Source organism: Pristimantibacillus sp. PTI5 (genome assembly GCF_048572955.1).
In the GTDB taxonomy this organism is placed as follows: Bacteria; Bacillota; Bacilli; order Paenibacillales; family Paenibacillaceae; genus Pristimantibacillus.
In genome coordinates, this window is the sequence record NZ_CP183886.1 from 2,521,219 (window position 1) to 2,542,500 (window position 21,282).

Sequence of the window (21,282 nt, forward strand, 5' to 3'; positions counted from 1 at the left end):
CACGGCAATTTTGATGTCAATGTAAAAGATAAGTGTCAGGACTGCGAAAAACTGGTAATTACAAGAGCATCGGGCTCGTATCTACCATTATAGTCTACTTAAGCCCATTTAAAACAGAAAGGACCAACATTCCACCCGGACACCGCCAGATGGAAGACAGCCCTCATTAATGACGATTACGTATGAATGCATCTAACCGCTAATGTCTCTGACTTCCAAGTAACGTTCGAGCTTGCGCTTCACCCTTTGGAGAGCGTTGTCAATGGATTTCACATGCCTATCCAAATCGACGGCAATTTCCTGATAAGATCTTCCGTCCAAATAAAGCATAAGAACCTTACGTTCAAGATCGCTTAAGATTTCGGACATCTTATCTTCCAGGCCAATGAATTCTTCTTGATTGATGATCAACTCTTCCGGATCAGAAACCCGCGTACCGCAAATCACATCCAGCAGCGTGCGATCCGAATCTTCATCATAAATGGGCTTATCGAGCGAAACGTAGGAATTAAGCGGGATGTGCTTCTGACGCGTGGCTGTTTTGATGGCGGTAATAATTTGCCTAGTTATACACAATTCCGCAAAGGCCTTGAAGCTTGCTAGCTTGTCCCCTTTAAAATCCCGAATTGCTTTGTATAGACCAATCATACCCTCCTGCACGATATCTTCACGATCCGCGCCGATAAGAAAATAGGAGCGCGCTTTGGCTCTCACAAAATTCTTATACTTGTTAATCAAATATTCCAACGCTATGCTGTCGCCATTGCGGACCGCTTCGACGATATCCTCGTCCGTGCTGCTGTCATACTCGAGCGTACTCCATTCTTTGAGGTCGATACTCACGAACTATCCCTCCGGCCTGCAAGGCGTACACCGCTAGATTCGTATTCATGCAAACCTATCCTGCCACTCCCAATCACATGGGCTCAACAGCGATTCGCGTCGAAAGATAAGAAAACATACTGTTTAATACCAACACGTTCTTATCGCTAATGATAGAGTCAGTATACATTATGTAACCTTACAACGTCAACCAATCCGGGGGCCGAAAGCTATCGATATACTAGCAATTTTGTAACTTTGTGGAACTTCATAAGACATTCCGCCTGCACTGCTCACGAACAATGAACGCCCGCTTCCTTTATTTCTCACCGCGGCGAAGTTTCTCTAGCTGGCTGCGGACTTCAAGACTCACGATTCCGTCTACCGAATTGCGTTTTCCCGGCTTATCCTCACGAAGCGTTTGTTCAATATTTTTACGGTTCTGGCCAATGTCGATAAGGAGCTCGCGTGCAGATACGCGCAATGCTCCTTTGCCAAAGGCAACATGCTGCTCTACCATATCGGAGGTTGCAACATATATATTCCTTCGCCGGACATAAAGCTCCGAGCATAGGCGTTCGATGCATTCATCCGCGGTTTCCTTTTCCTTGGTATATACGATCATCAGCTTATGATGTCGATATGTAGCGCCTAAGCCCGGAACCTGATGCGCATCGAACACGACGTAAACCTGCATGCCCGTGAAGCCCTGATAATCCGCCATCATATCCAGTAGCTTGTCCCGGGCTTCCTCCAAATCATATTCCTTCAGTTTTTCTAGCACCGGCCAAGCGCCAATCATGTTATAACCGTCGACTAATAAAATATCGTCGCGCCGGTTCATAACCTAAATGCTCCGGCGCTGACGCACGACCTCATACATAAGAACGCCGGCCGCAACAGAAGCGTTCAGTGAGTTCAATTGGCCAAGCATCGGCAATTTCACGAGAAAATCGCATTTCTCCTTAATGAGTCTTCCCATTCCTTTGCTTTCATTACCGATCACAACGACCAGCGGCATATCGAATTTCATTTTATAAACATCCTGCTTGGCATCCAGGTCAGTACCGGCTACCCATACGCCCGCTTCCTTCAGCTTATCAATGGTTTGCGCAAGGTTTGTTACGCGCGCAACGGGTACATGCTCCGCTGCCCCTGCCGATGTTTTAAGAACGGTCGCCGTTAGTCCTGCGGAGCGCCTTTTCGGAATAATAACGCCGTGAACTCCCGTGCATTCCGCCGTACGCAATATGGAACCGAGATTATGCGGGTCTTCGATTTCATCCAGCAGCAAAATAAAAGGGACCTCATCCTTCTGCTTCGCGCGCTCAAGAATCTCCTCTACCTCTACGTAAGCAAAGGCAGCCGCCTGAGCGACAACGCCCTGATGGGTAACCCCGGGGGTTAGGCTGTCAAGCTTTCTCTTATCCACAAACTGCACGACGATACCGAATTTTTTCGCTTCAGCGACAATCGGCTGCGTCAAAGTCTTCTGTGCGCCGTCGGCAATCCAAATCTTATTAATCTCACGGCCGGACCGCAGTGCTTCCAGCACCGGGTGTTTACCGGCAATCATCTCATCTTGAACGGTTTCTTCAGTCATCGGTTACCCTCCTCTTATCTTTTTCCTATATAAAATGGCTGCTCTAGCCTTAAAGATCTTCACTTTTCCCGATCGCGATCGTAAACAGTTCATGTATGCGATTGATACGGCCCTCATAATAGAGATAACCGACTAAACTCTCCAAGGCGGTTGCCATGCGATAATCCGCAAGATCCGCATTTTTGGGCGGAGCGCCTGATTTTGAATTGCGTCCGCGGCGGACAATGTCCGCCTCCTCCTCGGTCAAATGCGGCTGCCAAAGATCCAGCGCCCGCTTTTGACCCTTTGCCGATACGATCTTCGTCGCTTCGCGGTGGATATGATGGGACTTCTGATTCGGCAGAGATATTAAATATTGCCTTACAAGGAGCTCGAACACGGCATCACCCATATAAGCGAGTATAACGGGATTCATTAACTGCGGCGATTTGGAGGGCGGATGGAATAACAGCATGTTCGTATCGTTGCCCTCGCTCATTTGCGCCGCCAGCGGATACCTTGCGGCGTATCCTCAAGCACGATGTCCATCTCCGTGAGCAGGTCACGTATTTCATCGGCTCTCGCCCAGTTTTTGGACGCCCGCGCTTCTGTCCGTTCCACGATAAGCTGTTCAATATCCGTGTCCAGCAGCTCGGCGCCTGCTTGCTGCGGAAGCAATCCGAGCACGGCATCCATACGCTCCAGCAGCGTCAGCAAAGCTAGAATGCCGCTAGCGGCCGCATCGGCGCGATTGAGATACTGATTGGCTTCGCCCACTAAATCAAATACAGAGGTGATCGCATCCGGCGTATTGAAATCATCGCTCATTTTCGCATGGAATTGCTCATGTATCGCTTTAAGCTTCGCATCCAATGCTTCCTCACCGGATGGAACAAGGCCGTTCACGCTTTCGGCAGCGTGAGCGGAATCGCTTTTGGCCGCGTTAAGCCTATGCTTGAGATTGGCTGCGCAATTAGCGATCCGCTCCACGCTGTTTTCCGCTTGGGCAACCGTGTCATCGCTGAAATTAAGCGGGCTGCGGTAATGGGTGGATAACATAAAGTAACGGATAGCATGCGGCTTAACCCGCTTCACCAGTTCATGAACCGTAATGCCGTTGCCTAGCGACTTCGACATCTTCTCGTTATTGATATGGATATAGCCGTTATGCATCCAGTAGTTCGCAAGCGGCTTGCCCGTTAATGCTTCCGATTGCGCCACTTCGCATTCATGATGCGGAAATTGCAAATCATGTCCGCCCCCATGAATATCCAGCGTATCCCCGAGATACGAGCGGGCCATGGCGGAGCACTCGATATGCCAACCCGGACGTCCTTCGCCAAAAGGGCTTTCCCATTTGATTTCTCCCGGTTTCGCACCTTTCCATAAGACAAAATCCTGTTGATTCTCTTTGCGGTCGCCGACTTCAACGCGGATACCGAATTGAAGCTCCTCTATATTCTGATGGGAGAGCTTGCCGTAATCCGCGAATGCAGCCGTACGATAATAAACATCGCCATCGCTCATATAGGCATAGCCTTTGTCTATTAGTCCTTGAATAAACGCAATGATCTGCGGAATATGCTCCGTCACCCGCGGATTCAGCGTTGCCTTATGAACGCCCAGCGCTTCGATATCCGCATAAAATGCCTCAATAAACGTTTCCGCTACCTCCGGTACGGTTGTGCCAAGCTGCTCGGCTTTGCGGATAAGCTTATCGTCAACGTCGGTAAAGTTAACGACATATTGAACTTCGTTCCCGATGTCCTCTAGATAGCGGCGAACGACATCAAAGAAAATAACCGGACGCGCATTGCCGATATGAATGTAATCATAAACCGTCGGACCGCATACATACATTTTCACTTTGCCCGGCTCTTGCGCAGTAAAAGGCTCCTTCAGCCGTGACACCGTATTATAAATAGATACCGTCATTTTCTTATTTCTCCTCCAGCTACAGGTTTCCGAAGCTGCTTCAGTTCGGTTTTCAAATCATCAATTTCCTTTTGCATCGTGCGAAACATTTCGATGACCGGGTCAGGAAGCTGCGTATGGTCAAGCCGGTCGCCGACCCGTTCGCCGTTTCGTTTTACGACGCGGCCCGGATTTCCGACAACCGTGCAATTCGTCGGCACTTCCCGAAGCACAACGGCATTCGATCCAATATTGGAAAACTCGCCTACTTGAAACGAACCCAGCACCTTCGCTCCTGAGCCAATAACAACATTATTACCAATTGTCGGGTGACGCTTACCTTTTTCTTTTCCGGTACCGCCTAGAGTGACGCCTTGATAAATAACGACGTCATCGCCGATCTCGCAGGTTTCTCCAATGACTACGCCCATGCCGTGGTCGATAAACAACCTCTCGCCGATCCGGGCGCCCGGATGTATCTCAATGCCCGTCATGAACCGGCTCACCTGGGAGATCATGCGTGCTGCCGTAAACCAGCCTCTGCGGTATAAAGGATGGGCTATGCGGTGCGCCCATATGGCATGCAAGCCTGAATAGGTGAACACAACCTCAAAGCGGCTGCGTGCGGCCGGATCATTCTCAAATACCGCTTGTATGTCCGATCGAAAATGACGAAACATAAGCAATGCTCCTTATCGTACGCTCATAATTTTCCAACTAAGCGCAAACGGCTGCAGCCACCTTTGGCGGCATAAGCTATTTTCGCTGAGATATATAAGCACATTTAGATTTGAAGACATAGATGTCCTTATATATCAAAAAAGCCTCCGCAGCATATTATGCTGCAGAGGCGTGTAATCTCGCGGTTCCACTCTGCTTGAACAAGCAAGCTAGCCGGCTATCGGCTGTTGTTTGTTCATCTCATCGTCTTTAACGCAGACGATACGTTGCTGCCTACCTTGCCCAGCACGGTGGACGTCCTTATGGTGATACGCGTCTCCGCCTAATCCAAAGGGTCGTGATAACCTGCTGCAGCAGCTCGGAACAAAGCTCCCAGGTGCATATTTCCGTTCGGCGGACCAGACAACTTTCAGCCCCATTCTGTTTCATTAGCCACACCATAATGCGACGCCGATTCGAATGACGGTTGTCCTCTCTGCGAATCCACAAGCAAACGTACTTCTCCTGTTCATGGCCGTTCAATTCATTCACTTATTAGTCATAGTATACCGAATACCCAAAAATGTGACAAGGGTATTATGTTTCTCAAAAAAATCGAGTGCCGTAAAGCGGCTAAACCGTTTTGCCCGCTAAGCGATCACGGAGACGCTTAATGACCTTTTCTTTGCCAAGCAAAGCGAGTGACTGGTTAAGGTCCGGGCCATGCGTTTGTCCAGTAAGCGCCGCACGAATCGGCATGAAGAGCTGCTTCCCTTTGAATCCCGTTTCTTTCTGCACCGCCTTGATCATCTCTTTGATCCCATCAACTTGAAACGGCGTTTCGCCCGCTTCAACGAGAGTCAAAAAGGCTTGAAGCACCGTTGGAACCTGCTCTTCGGCGAGCACGGCGACGGCCTCTTCCTCATCCTCTACGGTATCCCGGAAGAAAAGCTCCGTCATGGGAACGATATCCGAAGCTGAACGCAGCTTGTCCTGATGCAGCGCCACGAGATCCGTCACCCAAGCTCTGCCCTCCGCGTCAAGGTCTCCGGCTGTACGTCCGGCACGCTGCAAATGCGGCAAGCAAAGATCGACAATCCGCTTCAGGTCTGCCTTTTTCAAATATTCATTGTTCATCCAGCTTAGCTTCTGCGTGTCAAATACGGCAGGGCTTTTGCTTAGGCGCTCCGGATTAAATACAGAAACCAGCTCTTCGCGCGTAAAGATCTCCTGCTCCCCTTCCGGCGACCAGCCCAGCAGCGTAATAAAGTTGAACATGGCTTCCGGCAAATAGCCGAGATCGTCGTACTGTGAGATGAACTGGATGATAGACTCGTCGCGTTTGCTTAGCTTTTTGCGCTGCTCATTCACGATCAGCGTCATATGGCCAAACTGCGGCGGCTCCCATCCGAGTGCTTCATAAATCATCAGCTGGCGGGGAGTATTCGAGATATGGTCTTCTCCGCGCAATACATGGCTGATTTTCATCAAATAATCATCCAGCACGACCGCAAAGTTATACGTCGGGATCCCGTCCTTCTTTACGATTACGAAATCGCCCATCTCGGCGGTATCGAAGCTGATCGAACCTTTAACGATATCGTCAAAAGCATAAGTACGGCCTTCCGGTACACGAAAACGAATACTCGGCACGCGTCCTTCGGCTTCGAATGCTTGACGCTGCTCCTCAGTCAGATCGCGGTGCCGTCCGGAGTAACGCGGGGTTTCTCCGCGCTCCGTTTGCTCTTCCCGCTCCTGCTCCAGCTCTTCCTCCGAGCAATAGCAGCGATAAGCAAGACCACGGTCGAGAAGCTCTTGCCAATATTTATTGTAAATATCAAGACGCTCGGTCTGGCGGTAAGGTCCGTATCCGCCTCCGATATCGATGCTTTCATCCCAATCGATGCCAAGCCATTTCAAGTATTTGAGCTGGCTCTCTTCTCCGCCCGCAACATTGCGCTTCACGTCTGTATCTTCGATTCGAATGATGAATTTACCGCCTTGATTTCTTGCATACAAATAATTGAATAAGGCCGTTCTTGCATTCCCTATATGTAAATGACCCGTCGGAGATGGGGCATAACGAACTCGAACTTCTGCTGTCATTTCAATATACCTCCTAAAAGTTTTGCGAAGCAAAAGCTAGCTTCGTAAGCAATAAATCCGATCATATCACATCCATGATTAGACAAACAACGGATTGCGCCGCAATTCCTTCGCCGCGTCCCGTGAATCCAAGCTGCTCGGTGGTTGTCGCTTTTACGTTCACCTGCGCGATGTCAGCCTCGAGTGCCTTGGCAATGATTTCGGCCATTTGCGGAATATAAGGCAGCATTTTCGGTTTCTGTGCAATGATAGTGGAATCAATGTTACCAAGCTTATAACCGCGCTCGCGTACAAGCTTCCATACCTCTTCAAGCAGCTTTAAGCTGTCTGCGTCCTTATATGCGGCATCCGTATCGGGAAAATGTTTGCCAATATCACCAAGACCCAGAGCACCCAGAATCGCATCTGTTATCGCATGCAGCAGCACATCCGCGTCCGAATGGCCCAGCAGGCCCTTCTCATAAGGAATCGTTACCCCCCCGATAATACAGGGACGTCCTTCTACCAACTGATGCACATCAAATCCTTGTCCAACTCGAATCATTCTTGCCCACCGTTCCCCTCTGCCTTGTCGGCACGACGCTTCGCAAGCAGAAATTCCGCCCACGGCAAATCTTCAGGCGTCGTAATTTTAATATTGGTGTATTCGCCTTCTGCTACGGTAACGCTAGCGCCCATGCGCTCGACAACCATCGCGTCATCCGTTCCTACGAATTGCTCCGCCATTGCGCGTTCGTGCGCTTCCAGCAGCAGGACACGTCGAAAAGCTTGCGGCGTTTGTATCGCCCACAAGCTTCGGCGGTCCGGTGTCGAAACGATCACACCCGCTTCATTTACTTGTTTAATCGTATCTTTAACCGGAACGGCCAGCACGGCAGCGCCGCTATGCTCTGCCTGCATGCAGCAAGCATGTACAGCATCCGCCGTTACAAGCGGGCGCACCCCGTCATGGACCATGACCCAGTCCGTTGACAGCTCCTGCAGCCCGCAATATACGGAATGCTGGCGCTCTTTGCCTCCGGCAACAACAGCCGTAACCTTCGTCAGGCCGTATTGGGCCACCCAATTGCGGCAGCGCTCCACATCATCGCTTCCAACGACAAGGACCGCTTCCTTGACCGATTCCATCGACTGAAACAGCTCAAGCGTATGGACAAGTATGGGCTTGTCCCCGAGCTGTAAATATTGCTTGCTTTCCTTCGTCCCCATTCGCGTGCCTCGTCCGGCCGCTACGATGATGACTCCCCAATCTGCTCCCATGCCTTCGACCCGCCTCACACTGATTTAAAAATAAGCGCATATAAGATCATCTCTCACAGCAGGCTTATTTTTCACCGCGAAACGAGCTTTTGCCGCTGCAGAGCGGCGTCAGCCGTTTGCGCTCTAACAATAGTACTATCATACCTTGTTACAGCGCTTTTTCCAACAGCTTCGGCTTTGCGAATATCATTCGGCCCGCAGAGGTTTGCAATACGCTCGTTACGAGCACCTCCATTGTCGTTCCGATATAATCGCGGCCGCCTTCAACGACGATCATCGTGCCGTCATCCAAATAGGCGACGCCTTGGCCATGCTCTTTGCCGTCTTTTATCACTTGAACGATGATTTCTTCCCCAGGCAGAACAACCGGCTTGACCGCATTAGCCAAATCATTAATGTTTAGCACCGAGACGCCTTGAAGCTCGCAAACTTTGTTTAAATTAAAATCATTCGTAACGACCTTGCCGTGAAGCGCCTTAGCGAGCTTGACCAGCTTGCTGTCCACTTCGCCGATTTCTTCGAAGTCACCTTCGTAAATAAGAACCTTCACATCAAGCTCTTTTTGAATTTTGTTCAAAATATCGAGCCCGCGCCGTCCCCTGTTGCGTTTCAGCAAATCAGATGAATCTGCAATGTGTTGAAGCTCCTCAAGCACGAACTCCGGAATGACAAGCGTCCCTTCAATAAAACCGGTTTTGCAGATGTCTGCAATCCGCCCATCGATAATAACGCTTGTATCGAGTATCTTATGCTCCTCGTAGCCGCCTGCTTCATCTGCAGCCGGTGCGATTCTGCGCTTCTCCAGCAAGGCAGCAAAGCCTTCTGCCAGCTCCTGCTGCTTATGCAGGCCGATACGCATGCCCAAATAGCCGAAGCATACCATCATAGCCGCAGGAATAAGGCTTCCTATGCCCTCAAGTCCAGATACTGCCGGATAGATCAAGACGGTAAGCAATAAGCCTGCAAGAAGCCCTCCGGCCCCTGCAATGAGCTGCTGCATCGGAAGCGCAGCGGTTTGCTCCGCACCCTTCTGCATATAACGGATGATTTGCCCTGCTAACATCGTTGCTGCAACCACACCAAAAACCGCGCCAATTGCTACATTCATGTAATAAGTGCCGGATCGCTGTAGCATACCGAAGGATGAGCCTGACCATACGGCCGCTCCATTTATCCATCCATATACTTCACCGCCTGCCATACCGCCGAACAACATTCCCATTAGTTGAATTATACGTCTAACCATTATGGTTCACCTCCACTACAATTATGTTCCAATAATTGCCTTGCTAACCGTAGGGGAGCCTATTAATTGCAAACATTTATAAATTTTAATAATTCACATTTTGTAAACGGACGGGATGACGCTTATAATGGAAATTAAGATAATAACAAAAGAGGTTGGTGAAAGAGGTGGAACCGATGAGCGCTCCTACACTGGATCAATTTCAGCAGCAAGTATCCGAATTGCTGCTACGTCACCGCAGTCTGTTAGATGTTATGTCCAAATTCGGACAGTCGGGTGCTTCTGTCAATCGTGCAGTTACCAAAGCAGTAACGGATTGCGGCTGTATCGAATTAAATGCCCGCAAGCAGCAATACTCGGATGACCTGAATCTCGAAAATGCCAAAACGACGCTGCAAAGCCATCTCACCGGAGCCGTATGCGAGCATTGCCGCGACGCGCTTAAGAACGATCTGGGCCGCAACCTGTTTTACATGACAGCCTTATGCAATCTGCTGAATATTCAACTGGATGAGGTTATTGCCGATGAATACGACAAATGCTCAACGCTTGGCCTGTTTAATTTAACGTAAAGAAATGAGCCTCAAAGCTTACTTGATAATTAAAATAGCCTTGAGGCGATGTGCGCCTCAAGGCTATTTCTTTGAGAATCCCTATAAAAAGAGCGCTTCTAGACACAATAGGCTGTGTTCAGAAACGCTCTTTATTGGATAGATGCAGCATTCAACCGTTCAACTGCCGTCTTAAGCCGGCTTTTCCGTTTGAACAGGCTCTTCGGCGATTTCATCGCGCGATTTCCGCTTCCGGTTCCGCTTTGGCAAACGGCGATCAACGTTTTTTTTTAGGCCGTACAGCGCATAGAGAAGCAGCGGTACGAACAATATTTTTGACAGATCGTTTTTGAAGAACAAGCCGAGCACGACAGCCACGACTATGACAATAGGCACAACCCAAATGGCGCTCTTAGGAATGCCGACTTTCTTGAAATTCGGATATTTAATCGTACTGACCATGAGCAAGGAAAGTACAAGCGTGCTCGTGAGCAGCACCGATACATAAATGTCGTCTTTGAACAATGCAAGCGTCGCTAACACACCGCCGGCCGCCGGTATCGGAAGACCGATAAAGTAGCCAGGCGCGCTTGAAATGACATTGAAGCGGGCAAGCCGTAAAGCGCCGCAAATGGGAAACAATGCCGTAACAATCCATGCGAAGGCTGGATTAAGATCCTGAAAAGCGACCACATACATAATAAAAGCCGGTGCTACGCCAAACGAAATCACATCGGATAACGAGTCTAGCTCCTTACCGAATTCACTTTGAACGTTCAGCGCCCGAGCAACGCGTCCGTCTACACCGTCAAGCAGCATGGCGATTAACACCATCATAGCTGCCGTATCCGGTTTTTCGTTAAATACAAGAATGATGGCGATTACTCCTAAGAATAAATTCCCCACCGTGAGAAGGCTCGGTATCGATTTTGCGATCATCTTTTCCACCTCTTCTCTACTATGCCCCAAAACCCACAACGAATGTACATCCGCGTTAAAGGACCACATTCAATCCATTGTATGGGATTTAAATTTGCCTGTCAATGAACATCTGCTCTTGTATCCGCTTGAGTCCTTCTTTGATGGCCCGTGCACGTACCTCGCCAATGCCTTCCACTTCATCCAATTCTTCAATCGTCGCCATCAGGATATGAGGCAGCCGTCCAAATTGCTCGATCAGATTGTTCATAATAATAAGAGGCAATCTCGGAATTTTGTTAAGCAAACGATAACCGCGTGGGGAAACCGACTCATCGCTCATATTGCTCGTATGCGGGTATCCGATTAGACGGATGATCGGCGGCGCATCTAGCAGCTCATCCGAGCTCAGTTTTTTTAGGCCTGCCCGGATCTCTCGGATCTTCTCATCCGAATTCTCTTTGGCATAATCCTTAAGTAAGTACCAGGCATCCTCTTCAACGCCACCTACCAATTCATCCATCTGCATGCTGATGAGGCGGCCTTCCGTACCCAACTCATTCACATAACGTTTAATTTCCATTTTGATGCGCAGCACCATCTCCACGCGCTGGATAACATGCGCTACTTCCTGCAGGGTAACAAGCTCCTCAAATTCAAGCGCCGATAAATTCGTAAACGATTGGCTAAGCACCGCTTTATATTTCTCTAGAGTCTGAATCGCTTGGTTGGCCTTAGTCAAAATAACGCCCATATCCTTCAGCGAGTAACGAAGGTTGCCTTGATAGAGCGTGATGATATTCCGGCGCTGCGAGATCGATACGACAAGCTTTCCGGTCTGCTTCGCCACACGCTCCGCGGTACGGTGGCGGATTCCCGTTTCAATCGACGGGATAGAGCTGTTCGGAATGAGCTGCGTATTCGCATACAAGATTCTCCGCATATCTTCGCTCAAAATAATCGCGCCGTCCATTTTCGCAAGCTCATATAAATAGTTGGGCGAGAAATCGCAGTTAATGGAGAAGCCTCCATCCACAACCTCCATCACCTCTGGACTATAGCCTACTACAAGCAAAGCCCCCGTTTTGGCCCGAAGCACATTTTCAAGCCCATCACGAAAAGGGGTACCTGGTGCGACTAATTGCAATAGTTGATTCATAATTTCAAGCTGAGTAGGTTCCTTCATCGTCTGCCCCCCTATCCAAGCGCTGCCTTAAGTGCTTCCGACACTGTGGTTACGCCAATAATTTCTATGCCTGCGGGCGGCTTCCACCCTTTTAAGCTCTTCTCCGGCATAATGACACGTTTGAATCCTAATTTTTCTGCTTCCTTCACACGCTGCTCCGCCCGCGATACCGCGCGAACCTCGCCCGTCAGCCCTACCTCGCCAAAAATAACGTCGTACGGCTTCGTTGGCGCATCCCGAAAGCTAGAGGCAATGCTGACCGCCGCTGCAAGGTCGACTGCCGGCTCATCCAGCTTCACGCCGCCAGCTACGTTCAAGTAAGCATCCTGCGTTTGCAGAAACATGCCGTTACGTTTCTCCAATACCGCAATGATAAGCGCCATCCGGTTGTGGTCAATGCCCGTGGACATTCTTCTTGGAGAAGGGAAGTTGGTTGTTGCCACAAGCGCTTGAAGCTCTACAAGCACTGGTCTCGTACCCTCCATGGCAGCGACGACCGTCGAACCGGATACGCCGAGCGGTCGCTCGGACAGAAATAATTCAGAAGGGTTGGACACCTCCCGCAAGCCATCCTCGCCCATTTCAAAAATACCGATTTCATTCGTCGAACCGAAGCGGTTTTTAACGGCGCGTAGAATCCGGTATGTATGATGGCGCTCCCCTTCAAAATAAAGGACGCAGTCCACCATATGCTCGAGCAGCCTAGGCCCTGCTATTGCGCCTTCTTTCGTTACATGGCCGACGAGCACCGTTGCGATCCCTTTAATTTTGGCAACTCTCATAAAATGCGCCGTACATTCGCGAACCTGCGACACACTGCCGGGAGCTGATTGAACATTGGGATCATAAACCGTTTGAATCGAGTCGATGACGAGAAAATCCGGTTGAACCGATTCAATCGCATCGTTAATTTGCTCCATATTGGTCTCGCATAATACATACAGCGATTCCGTCAGCGCGCCAAGGCGGTCAGCCCGAAGCCTCGTCTGCCGCACTGACTCCTCTCCGGAAATATAGAGAACCTTCAGCCCTTTCACGGCAAGGGCATGAGAGGTTTGCAGCAGCAGCGTTGATTTTCCGATACCGGGATCTCCGCCTACAAGAATAAGCGAGCCAGGAACGACGCCGCCGCCGAGCACTCGGTTGAGCTCAAGCATCCTCGTTTCGATCCTAGGCTCTTGCCCACTTTCTATATGTATGATGGACTGCGGCTTTTCTTTCGCATGAAACGAAGACAATCCGACTCCCTTCGTCTTCACAACCGTTTCTTTCTCTTCCACCATGGAATTCCAGGCATGGCAGCCCGGGCATTTGCCCAGCCACTTTGCTGATTCGGTACCGCATTCCGTACAAACGAACTTCGATTTTATTTTGGCCATTCTGTACTCCTTAAACGTTATGGGCTAGCAAAAATAGATGAAGCCATCCCTAGCGATTATGCTTAAAATGACACTATATAAAGTTTACCATTTTATCCCCCATGTATAAACCCACATTGTGAATGAAAAACAGACGATAACCTAACTATTATTCGTTTCCCACAGCCCAACCTATCCATTTTGATTCTCATATTAATTATCCACAGATTTACCAACAACTTATCAACATTATCCACAAGTCATCAACATATCCCCATAGTCCTCAGCCCTCTTGCTCCAAAACAACAAAAAACGCTCCCGTTATCCACTGTGGATAAGAGAGCGAACGGTTAAATACGTTAGCCTTCAATTTCAACCTGGCGGGCAACCAATACGCGATGCGTAGTCAGCTGTGATCCGAGCATGACACTTTCCGTTTGCTGGCCTTCGACACCCGGCTGCTGCCCTCCTCGGTGGGCATGCGCCTGCCGGAAGGAATCACTGTTTACCCAGCCTTCAAAAGAAGCTTTGTCTTCCCATGTCGTGCTGACTTTAAGCTCGTCATGTTCTTCTATTCCTTCCGTGAATAAAACCTCCATGCGAACAAAGCCTGGGGATAAATCAATTCCCTTCGAGTTTTGAAAACGTTTGGCTACCGTCTCTCCATGTCCCTTTTTCACCTTAATTGTATTAGTAACAACTATCATCGTTGTTCCTCCCATTCTATGTATTGCTATCCACCCATTATACGATAATGATTCTCATTGTCAATTTTTTCGACAATAAAAACAGTCCCGCAAACAGCTGTCTGTCGCGGGACCGTTCGATATTATCGTTTATTTCGTAGTGGATTCCTCAGGTTCTTGTTCTTGGATGGACTTGCTGACCGTTAGGCCGCCATCTTTTTCGTCAATGGTGAACGTGTCGCCTTTTTGGATTTTACCCATAAGCAAATCTTCGGACAGACGGTCCTCGATATGCTTTTGGATCGCCCGGCGAAGCGGACGCGCTCCGTATTGCGGATCGTAGCCTTCCTTAGCAAGGAACGCTTTCGCTGCATCCGTCAGTACGAAATCAACCTCCTGCTCACGCAGACGTTTGCGGAGCTCCTCCGACATCAATGTAACGATTTGGGCAATATGCTCTTCGCCAAGCGAATGGAACACGATGCTCTCATCAATACGGTTTAAGAACTCCGGACGGAAGCTTTTCTTAAGCTCAGCCATGACTTTGTCCTTCATTTGCAAGAAATCGCGCCCTGCATCCTGAACGGCAGTAAAGCCAAGGGAAGAATTCTTCTTGATTTGATCGGCTCCGACATTCGAAGTCATAATGATCAGCGTATTGCGGAAATCAACAACGCGCCCTTTCGAATCGGTTAAACGACCATCCTCAAGCACTTGAAGCAAGATATTGAATACCTCTGGATGTGCTTTCTCGATCTCATCGAGCAGGACTACGGAATAAGGCTTGCGGCGTACTTTCTCCGTCAGTTGGCCACCTTCTTCATAGCCGACATAGCCCGGAGGCGCTCCGACTAGACGTGAAGTCGAGTGCTTCTCCATGTATTCCGACATGTCGATGCGGATAACCGCGTTCTCATCGCCAAACATCGCTTCGGCAAGCGCTCTTGCGAGCTCCGTCTTACCAACCCCTGTTGGACCTAAGAAAATGAATGAACCGATTGGACGCTTCGGATCCTTCAGACCGGCACGCGCGCGGCGAATCGCTCTCGATACCGATTTGACTGCGTCCTCCTGACCGATAATGCGGTCATGAAGAATATCTTCCATTTTCAACAGGCGCTCGGTTTCTCCTTCAGCCATTTTACTGACCGGAATACCTGTCCAGCTGGCTACAACTTGTGCGATATCCTCAGGTGTCACTTCGGAATCTGTACGGCCTTGTTTTTCTTTCCACTGGTTTTTGGTTATGTCGAGCTCTTCGCGAATTTTTTGCTCCGTGTCACGAAGCGCTGCCGCCTTCTCGAATTCTTGGCTCTGAACCGCTGCATCCTTCTCCTTGCGGATATCCTCCAGACGATTTTCAAGCTGCTTCAAATTCGGCGGTACCGTGTAAGAATTTAGACGCACCTTCGAACCTGCTTCGTCGATGAGGTCAATGGCTTTATCCGGCAAGAACCGATCCGGAATATAACGGTCAGACAACTTAACAGCTTGCACAATCGCTTCATCCGTAATTTTCACGCGGTGGTGAGCTTCGTAGCGGTCGCGTAAGCCGTACAAAATTTGAATGGCTTCCTCAGGTGACGGCTGATCGACCGTAATCGGCTGAAAGCGGCGCTCAAGCGCTGCATCCTTCTCGATGTATTTACGGTATTCATCCAGCGTCGTAGCTCCAATGCACTGAAGCTCGCCGCGCGCTAGAGCCGGCTTCAAAATATTCGACGCATCGATCGCGCCTTCTGCTCCGCCTGCGCCGATTAGCGTATGAAGCTCGTCGATGAATAGAATGATATTGCCAGCTTGGCGAATCTCATCCATGATCTTTTTCAGACGGTCCTCGAACTCGCCGCGGTATTTCGTACCTGCGACTACAGACCCCATATCCAGCGTCATTACTCGTTTATCACGCAAAGTTTCGGGAATTTCATTTTCGATAATCTTTTGGGCAAGGCCTTCAGCAATTGCTGTTTTACCTACGCCTGGCTCCCCGATTAGCACGGGATTGTTTTTGGTACGACGGCTAAGCACTTGAATAACGCGCTCGATTTCTTTGCTGCGTCCAATAACGGGATCGAGATTTCCTTCTTTCGCATAAGCCGTCAAGTCTCTTGCGAGACCGTCAAGCGTAGGCGTACTAACGTTAGCAGGCGAGCCGTGGTTGCTTGATACGGCCTCGCTGCTGCCTAGCAGCTGCAGCACTTGTTGGCGAGCCTTATTAAGACTAATACCAAGATTATTGAGCACGCGTGCCGCTACGCCTTCGCCTTCGCGAATCAGTCCAAGCAATATATGCTCAGTGCCGACATACGTATGTCCAAGCTTTCTAGCTTCATCCATCGAAAGCTCGATCACTTTTTTGGCGCGCGGCGTATATGCGATGTTGTTCGGCTGCTCTTGGCCGCGACCGATTAAAGCTTCAACCTCATCCTGGATTTTTTCAAGTCCAAGTCCTAGTCCGATTAACGCTTTAGCCGCTATTCCTTCCCCTTCGCGAATAAGGCCAAGCAAAATATGCTCTGTTCCGATATTGTTATGTCCTAGGCGAACCGCTTCTTCTTGCGCCAATGCAAGCACCTTCTGTGCTCGCTCCGTGAATCTTCCAAACATCATATTTACGCACCCCCATGGCCTTTTTCACCACGCAATTGCTTGCGTATGAGTTCTGCTCTTCTGAAATCCCTCTGCTCTGGACTCATCTTCTCATCGAAGGTTTGCTGTAAAAATCCAGGCTGAGTCATTACCAAAAGCTCGTTCAACACTTGCGGCGTTACATCTGATAAAATACCGAGGTCCGCGCCAAGCCGCACATCCGATAAACGCTGTGCCGCTTCCTTGGAATCCATAACCTGTGCATAAGATAAAATACCGTATGACCGCTTTATCCGATCCACCGTTCTCAGCTTTGAGTCATGCATGAGGCGCTTGCGCGCTGCTTTCTCATGCTCGATAATTTGTCTGGCTACACTGTACAAATTGTCTATAATTTCATTCTCGGATTGCCCAAGCGTAATTTGGTTTGACACTTGAAATAAATTGCCAAGCGCCTCACTGCCCTCGCCGTACAATCCTCTAACTGCTAAACCCACCTGCGTGACTGCTGACAATATGCGATTGATTTGCGACGTAAGCACAAGCGCCGGCAAATGCATCATAACCGAAGCCCTTATCCCTGTTCCAACGTTTGTTGGACATGTCGTTAGATAACCGCGTTTTTCATCAAAAGCATAATCAGCGGATTCTTCAAAAATATCGTCAATTCCGCTAGCCAATGCCCATGCCTCTTGGATTTGAAAACCAGGATACAGACATTGAATGCGCAAATGATCTTCTTCGTTAATCATTATGCTAACAGATTCATTATCGCTTAAAATAACGGCCCCGCATCGCGATTCGTTCGCTAAATTAGGACTGATTAGATGCTTTTCAACAAGCACCCTTTTATCAAGCTCGCTTAAATCTGACAAAACAATGGTTTCGAATGAACCAATGGACTGCAGCTTACCGCTTTGGCTTACTTCGGTCAGCTGATCCATGACATCCTTAGATTGTTGATTCGTTGCAAGCAATGGAAAAGGCTGATGACGTAAATTACGCGCTACTCGCACTCTGCTGCTTATAACAATTTCGGATTCAGGCCCTGTGTCCTTCATCCATTCGCTAAGCGCATGCTGTGAGAATCGATGCTTAGTCAAGAGGTACTTTCACTCCTTCTATACCAGCTTACAGGTCTGCAATTTTACGTTCTAATTCACGTATTCGATCACGCAGCTGAGCCGCGCTTTCAAACTCCTCTTGATCAATCTTCTCTTGCAGATTCCGCCTTAGCTGTTCGATTTCGCGCTTGCATTGGATTTGTCCGCCCGAGCGCTTTGGAATCTTACCGCTGTGCACGGTACTGCTGTGAACACGCTTGAGAAGCGGATCAAGCTTAGCTTCAAAAGCCTGATAACAGGAGCTGCAGCCGAATCGGCCAATCTTGCTGAACTGTGTATAGGTAAGTCCGCATTCCTCGCAGCGCAGCAATGGCTCTTTAATACCGGCAATTCCCGAACTGCCTAATTGCTCAAAATCAAGAAGTCCTGACAATAAGCTATGAATGGAAAAACTATTCGGCGCGCCAGGTATACCTTCACCTTTCTCGCGGGCACAGCTTTCACAAATGTGAAATTCGGTTTTCTCGCCATTGATGATTTTTGTAAAATGAAGCGTAGCGGGCTTTTTACCGCATTCTTGGCAAAACAAGCCTGATCCCTCCTCCCGGTATAAACGGCTGCTCGTTATTTGACCAGCAATGAGATCAGCATGGACCTGAGCAATCGTGCCCGGATTTCATCTCTGAGCGGCAGCTTAAGCGCGATCGTATCGCGGTGTACTGCGGCCCGGAGCAGATTACCTTCACGTTTCGTGATAAGTCTCGCTTCCTCCAGCTGATAAATAAGTCCTTCCGCCGCACTTTGATCGACGCATTCCCCTATCGTTTCCTCGATATGGAATTGAATCGCCTTCAGTGCCGGAAGATCAATCCGTTGTATTCGGATATAGCCTCCGCCTCCACGCTTACTTTCAACCATGTATCCTTTCTCCATGGTAAATCGAGTACTGATGACATAGTTGATTTGCGAAGGTACACAAGAAAATTTGTCAGCCAAGTCATTGCGCTGAATTTCTACTGCTCCTTCAGGACTGTCCTGAAGCATATGCTTCAAATACTGTTCGATGAGATCGGAAATGTTACGCAAACCACCAACCTCCCTGAGAAATAACCAATAAAGCAAGAATTGAAACAAAAAATCATGGAAGCCAAAAGTCAATTTTGTCATACACGGAATATTCGGACAACTGACTTTGACTTTCTTTGACTTTGATTTTATTATATGCAATTTTAGCAAAAGGTCAAGTGCTCATTAAAATTCATTTTATATTAGCTTGGTGCGGTTAGCTGCTGTTTATACATGAGGTTTCCTTGCAAGTAAATAAAAACGCTTAAGTGTACATGACTTAGGTTAAAGACAAAAGCATTACAAGGATTGGAATTCATATATAAATTATGTAGACATAAGGCGAATCATAAAGAGTCAAAACATGGCGATTTACTAAAAAAATCATAGCTTTTGGCGAAGCTTGTCTTGCGGAGGCGAAAAGAAGATGCCTGGAGTATGAAATCGAGGTCCTATACCCTTGATCTGGGTGACTATCGAAACAACAAAAAACCGATCGCATCACATGCGATCGGTCTCTCGTGCTTGGCGACGTCCTACTCTCCCAAGACCCTGCGGTCTAAGTACCATTGGCGCTGGAGGGCTTAACGGTCGTGTTCGGTATGGGAACGCGTGGTTCCCCTCCGCCATCGCCACCAAACGTAGCGTGTTGCACGCTGAAAACTGGATACGAAAGATTAGGTTTGCTGAAACCTTTTTAGCTGCTGTCTGCCGGATGTATGGGTCCGGGGCAAACTTAAGCGTATGCTTACGATGTAAGTTTGCTTCTCAAACGTTTTAGGATAAGCCCTCGACCGATTAGTATTCGTCAGCTACACACATTGCTGTGCTTCCACCCCGAACCTATCAACCTCGTCGTCTTCAAGGGGTCTTACATACTGGGAAATCTCATCTTGAGGGGGGCTTCACGCTTAGATGCTTTCAGCGCTTATCCCGTCCGTACTTGGCTACCCAGCGGTGCTCCTGGCGGAACAACTGGTACACCAGCGGTACGTCCATCCCGGTCCTCTCGTACTAAGGACAGCTCCTCTCAAATTTCCTGCGCCCGCGACAGATAGGGACCGAACTGTCTCACGACGTTCTGAACCCAGCTCGCGTACCGCTTTAATGGGCGAACAGCCCAACCCTTGGGACCTACTTCAGCCCCAGGATGCGATGAGCCGACATCGAGGTGCCAAACCTCCCCGTCGATGTGGACTCTTGGGGGAGATAAGCCTGTTATCCCCAGGGTAGCTTTTATCCGTTGAGCGATGGCCCTTCCATTCGGTACCACCGGATCACTAAGCCCGACTTTCGTCCCTGCTCGACTTGTAGGTCTCGCAGTCAAGCTCCCTTATGCCTTTGCACTCTTCGAATGATTTCCAACCATTCTGAGGGAACCTTTGGGCGCCTCCGTTACATTTTAGGAGGCGACCGCCCCAGTCAAACTGTCCACCTGACACGGTCCCTCTGCCGGTTTCACGGCAGCAGGTTAGAACTCCGATACGATCAGGGTGGTATCCCAACGTCGCCTCCACACAAGCTGGCGCTCATGCTTCTCAGGCTCCCACCTATCCTGTACAGATCGTACCAAAGTCCAATATCAAGTTACAGTAAAGCTCCATGGGGTCTTTCCGTCTTGTCGCGGGTAACCTGCATCTTCACAGGTATTAAAATTTCACCGGATCTCTCGTTGAGACAGCGCCCAAGTCGTTACGCCATTCGTGCGGGTCAGAATTTACCTGACAAGGAATTTCGCTACCTTAGGACCGTTATAGTTACGGCCGCCGTTTACTGGGGCTTCGGTTCACAGCTTCGGGTTACCCCTAACCGCTCCCCTTAACCTTCCAGCACCGGGCAGGCGTCAGCCCGTATACTTCGCCTTACGGCTTCGCACAGACCTGTGTTTTTGCTAAACAGTCGCTTGGGCCTTTTCACTGCGGCCCCCTCGGGCTATAAACCCTACCGAGGCACCCCTTCTCCCGAAGTTACGGGGTCATTTTGCCGAGTTCCTTAACGAGAGTTCTTCCGCGCGCCTTAGCATGCTCTGCTCGCCTACCTGTGTCGGTTTGCGGTACGGGCACCTTCACCTGGCTAGAGGCTTTTCTTGACAGCCGGAGTACATGACCTTCGCTACTATAATTTTCGCTCCCCATCACAGCCCAGCCTAACAGTGTGCGGATTTGCCTACACACTAGCCTCACTGCTTGGACGGGCTATTCCATCAGCCCGCGTCACTGCCCTTCTGTGTCACCCCATTGCTCATAACGGTTTACGGTGGTACAGGAATTTCAAC

At 49.3% G+C, this 21,282-nt stretch carries 19 protein-coding genes and 2 rRNA genes (1 of these 21 only partly in view); 1 reads left to right on the forward strand and 20 read right to left on the reverse strand.

Annotated features, from left to right (window positions below; translation table 11 throughout):
• Positions 1 to 192 precede the first annotated feature (192 nt).
• The 10 genes from sigH to ACN6MW_RS11380 all read right to left on the reverse strand — a co-directional run bounded on the left by sigH (position 193) and on the right by ACN6MW_RS11380 (position 9,590).
• Positions 193 to 843, reverse strand: coding sequence for an RNA polymerase sporulation sigma factor SigH (sigH, locus tag ACN6MW_RS11335; RefSeq protein ID WP_053373882.1), 651 nt, complete (start codon positions 841 to 843; stop codon positions 193 to 195).
• A 298-nt stretch (positions 844 to 1,141) separates the two neighbouring features.
• A complete protein-coding gene (locus ACN6MW_RS11340; RefSeq protein ID WP_364144902.1) occupies positions 1,142 to 1,666 on the reverse strand; it encodes an NYN domain-containing protein in 525 nt (174 codons plus the stop codon).
• Positions 1,667 to 1,669: 3 nt separating this feature from the next.
• Positions 1,670 to 2,425, reverse strand: a complete 756-nt coding sequence (gene rlmB, locus ACN6MW_RS11345) for a 23S rRNA (guanosine(2251)-2'-O)-methyltransferase RlmB (protein WP_419875518.1) — start codon at positions 2,423 to 2,425, stop codon at positions 1,670 to 1,672.
• A 49-nt stretch (positions 2,426 to 2,474) separates the two neighbouring features.
• Entirely contained in the window at positions 2,475 to 2,903 is a 429-nt protein-coding gene (locus tag ACN6MW_RS11350) for a Mini-ribonuclease 3 (RefSeq protein ID WP_419875519.1), read from the reverse strand.
• Entirely contained in the window at positions 2,900 to 4,339 is a 1,440-nt protein-coding gene (gene cysS, locus ACN6MW_RS11355) for a cysteine--tRNA ligase (RefSeq protein WP_419875520.1), read from the reverse strand. Before cysS ends, ACN6MW_RS11350 begins: the two co-directional genes overlap by 4 nt.
• The gene (gene cysE, locus ACN6MW_RS11360) at positions 4,336 to 4,998 is read right to left on the reverse strand and encodes a serine O-acetyltransferase (protein WP_364144912.1); all 663 of its coding nucleotides are present in this window, start codon (positions 4,996 to 4,998) and stop codon (positions 4,336 to 4,338) included. Before cysE ends, cysS begins: the two co-directional genes overlap by 4 nt.
• Positions 4,999 to 5,611: 613 nt before the next feature.
• The gene (gene gltX / locus ACN6MW_RS11365; RefSeq protein ID WP_419875521.1) at positions 5,612 to 7,084 is read right to left on the reverse strand and encodes a glutamate--tRNA ligase; all 1,473 of its coding nucleotides are present in this window, start codon (positions 7,082 to 7,084) and stop codon (positions 5,612 to 5,614) included.
• A gap of 61 nt (positions 7,085 to 7,145) precedes the next feature.
• A complete protein-coding gene (gene ispF / locus ACN6MW_RS11370) occupies positions 7,146 to 7,628 on the reverse strand; it encodes a 2-C-methyl-D-erythritol 2,4-cyclodiphosphate synthase (protein WP_419875522.1) in 483 nt (160 codons plus the stop codon).
• Positions 7,625 to 8,344 (reverse strand): 2-C-methyl-D-erythritol 4-phosphate cytidylyltransferase, encoded by a 720-nt coding sequence (gene ispD / locus ACN6MW_RS11375; protein ID WP_419875523.1) that lies wholly within the window; start codon positions 8,342 to 8,344, stop codon positions 7,625 to 7,627. Before ispD ends, ispF begins: the two co-directional genes overlap by 4 nt.
• Positions 8,345 to 8,492: 148 nt before the next feature.
• Entirely contained in the window at positions 8,493 to 9,590 is a 1,098-nt protein-coding gene (locus tag ACN6MW_RS11380) for a PIN/TRAM domain-containing protein (protein ID WP_419875524.1), read from the reverse strand.
• 176 nt (positions 9,591 to 9,766) lie between these two features.
• Between ACN6MW_RS11380 and ACN6MW_RS11385 the strand changes: the two genes are divergently transcribed.
• Positions 9,767 to 10,162: a DUF1573 domain-containing protein gene (locus tag ACN6MW_RS11385; protein WP_308998869.1), complete on the forward strand. Its 396-nt coding sequence runs from the start codon at positions 9,767 to 9,769 to the stop codon at positions 10,160 to 10,162.
• A gap of 171 nt (positions 10,163 to 10,333) precedes the next feature.
• On the opposite strand, the gene pssA is transcribed toward ACN6MW_RS11385, so the two are convergent.
• The 10 genes from pssA to ACN6MW_RS11435 form a co-directional block, all read right to left on the reverse strand.
• On the reverse strand, positions 10,334 to 11,080 hold the full coding sequence (pssA, locus tag ACN6MW_RS11390; RefSeq protein ID WP_364144926.1) for a CDP-diacylglycerol--serine O-phosphatidyltransferase: 747 nt from the start codon (positions 11,078 to 11,080) through the stop codon (positions 10,334 to 10,336).
• 88 nt (positions 11,081 to 11,168) lie between these two features.
• The gene (disA, locus tag ACN6MW_RS11395; protein ID WP_364144928.1) at positions 11,169 to 12,245 is read right to left on the reverse strand and encodes a DNA integrity scanning diadenylate cyclase DisA; all 1,077 of its coding nucleotides are present in this window, start codon (positions 12,243 to 12,245) and stop codon (positions 11,169 to 11,171) included.
• 11 nt (positions 12,246 to 12,256) lie between these two features.
• The gene (radA, locus tag ACN6MW_RS11400; RefSeq protein WP_364144931.1) at positions 12,257 to 13,624 is read right to left on the reverse strand and encodes a DNA repair protein RadA; all 1,368 of its coding nucleotides are present in this window, start codon (positions 13,622 to 13,624) and stop codon (positions 12,257 to 12,259) included.
• A gap of 338 nt (positions 13,625 to 13,962) precedes the next feature.
• On the reverse strand, positions 13,963 to 14,310 hold the full coding sequence (locus ACN6MW_RS11405) for an antibiotic biosynthesis monooxygenase (RefSeq protein ID WP_419875525.1): 348 nt from the start codon (positions 14,308 to 14,310) through the stop codon (positions 13,963 to 13,965).
• Positions 14,311 to 14,439: 129 nt separating this feature from the next.
• Entirely contained in the window at positions 14,440 to 16,899 is a 2,460-nt protein-coding gene (gene clpC / locus ACN6MW_RS11410) for an ATP-dependent protease ATP-binding subunit ClpC (RefSeq protein ID WP_364144937.1), read from the reverse strand.
• 2 nt (positions 16,900 to 16,901) lie between these two features.
• Complete coding sequence (locus tag ACN6MW_RS11415; protein ID WP_419875526.1) at positions 16,902 to 17,981, reverse strand: protein arginine kinase; 1,080 nt, start codon at positions 17,979 to 17,981, stop codon at positions 16,902 to 16,904.
• A gap of 28 nt (positions 17,982 to 18,009) precedes the next feature.
• Entirely contained in the window at positions 18,010 to 18,531 is a 522-nt protein-coding gene (locus ACN6MW_RS11420) for a UvrB/UvrC motif-containing protein (protein WP_419875527.1), read from the reverse strand.
• A 35-nt stretch (positions 18,532 to 18,566) separates the two neighbouring features.
• A complete protein-coding gene (locus ACN6MW_RS11425; RefSeq protein WP_419875528.1) occupies positions 18,567 to 19,028 on the reverse strand; it encodes a CtsR family transcriptional regulator in 462 nt (153 codons plus the stop codon).
• Between the two features lie 502 nt (positions 19,029 to 19,530).
• Positions 19,531 to 19,647, reverse strand: a 5S ribosomal RNA gene (gene rrf / locus ACN6MW_RS11430).
• 138 nt (positions 19,648 to 19,785) lie between these two features.
• A 23S ribosomal RNA gene (locus ACN6MW_RS11435) occupies positions 19,786 to 21,282 on the reverse strand; it runs 1,437 nt beyond the window's last position.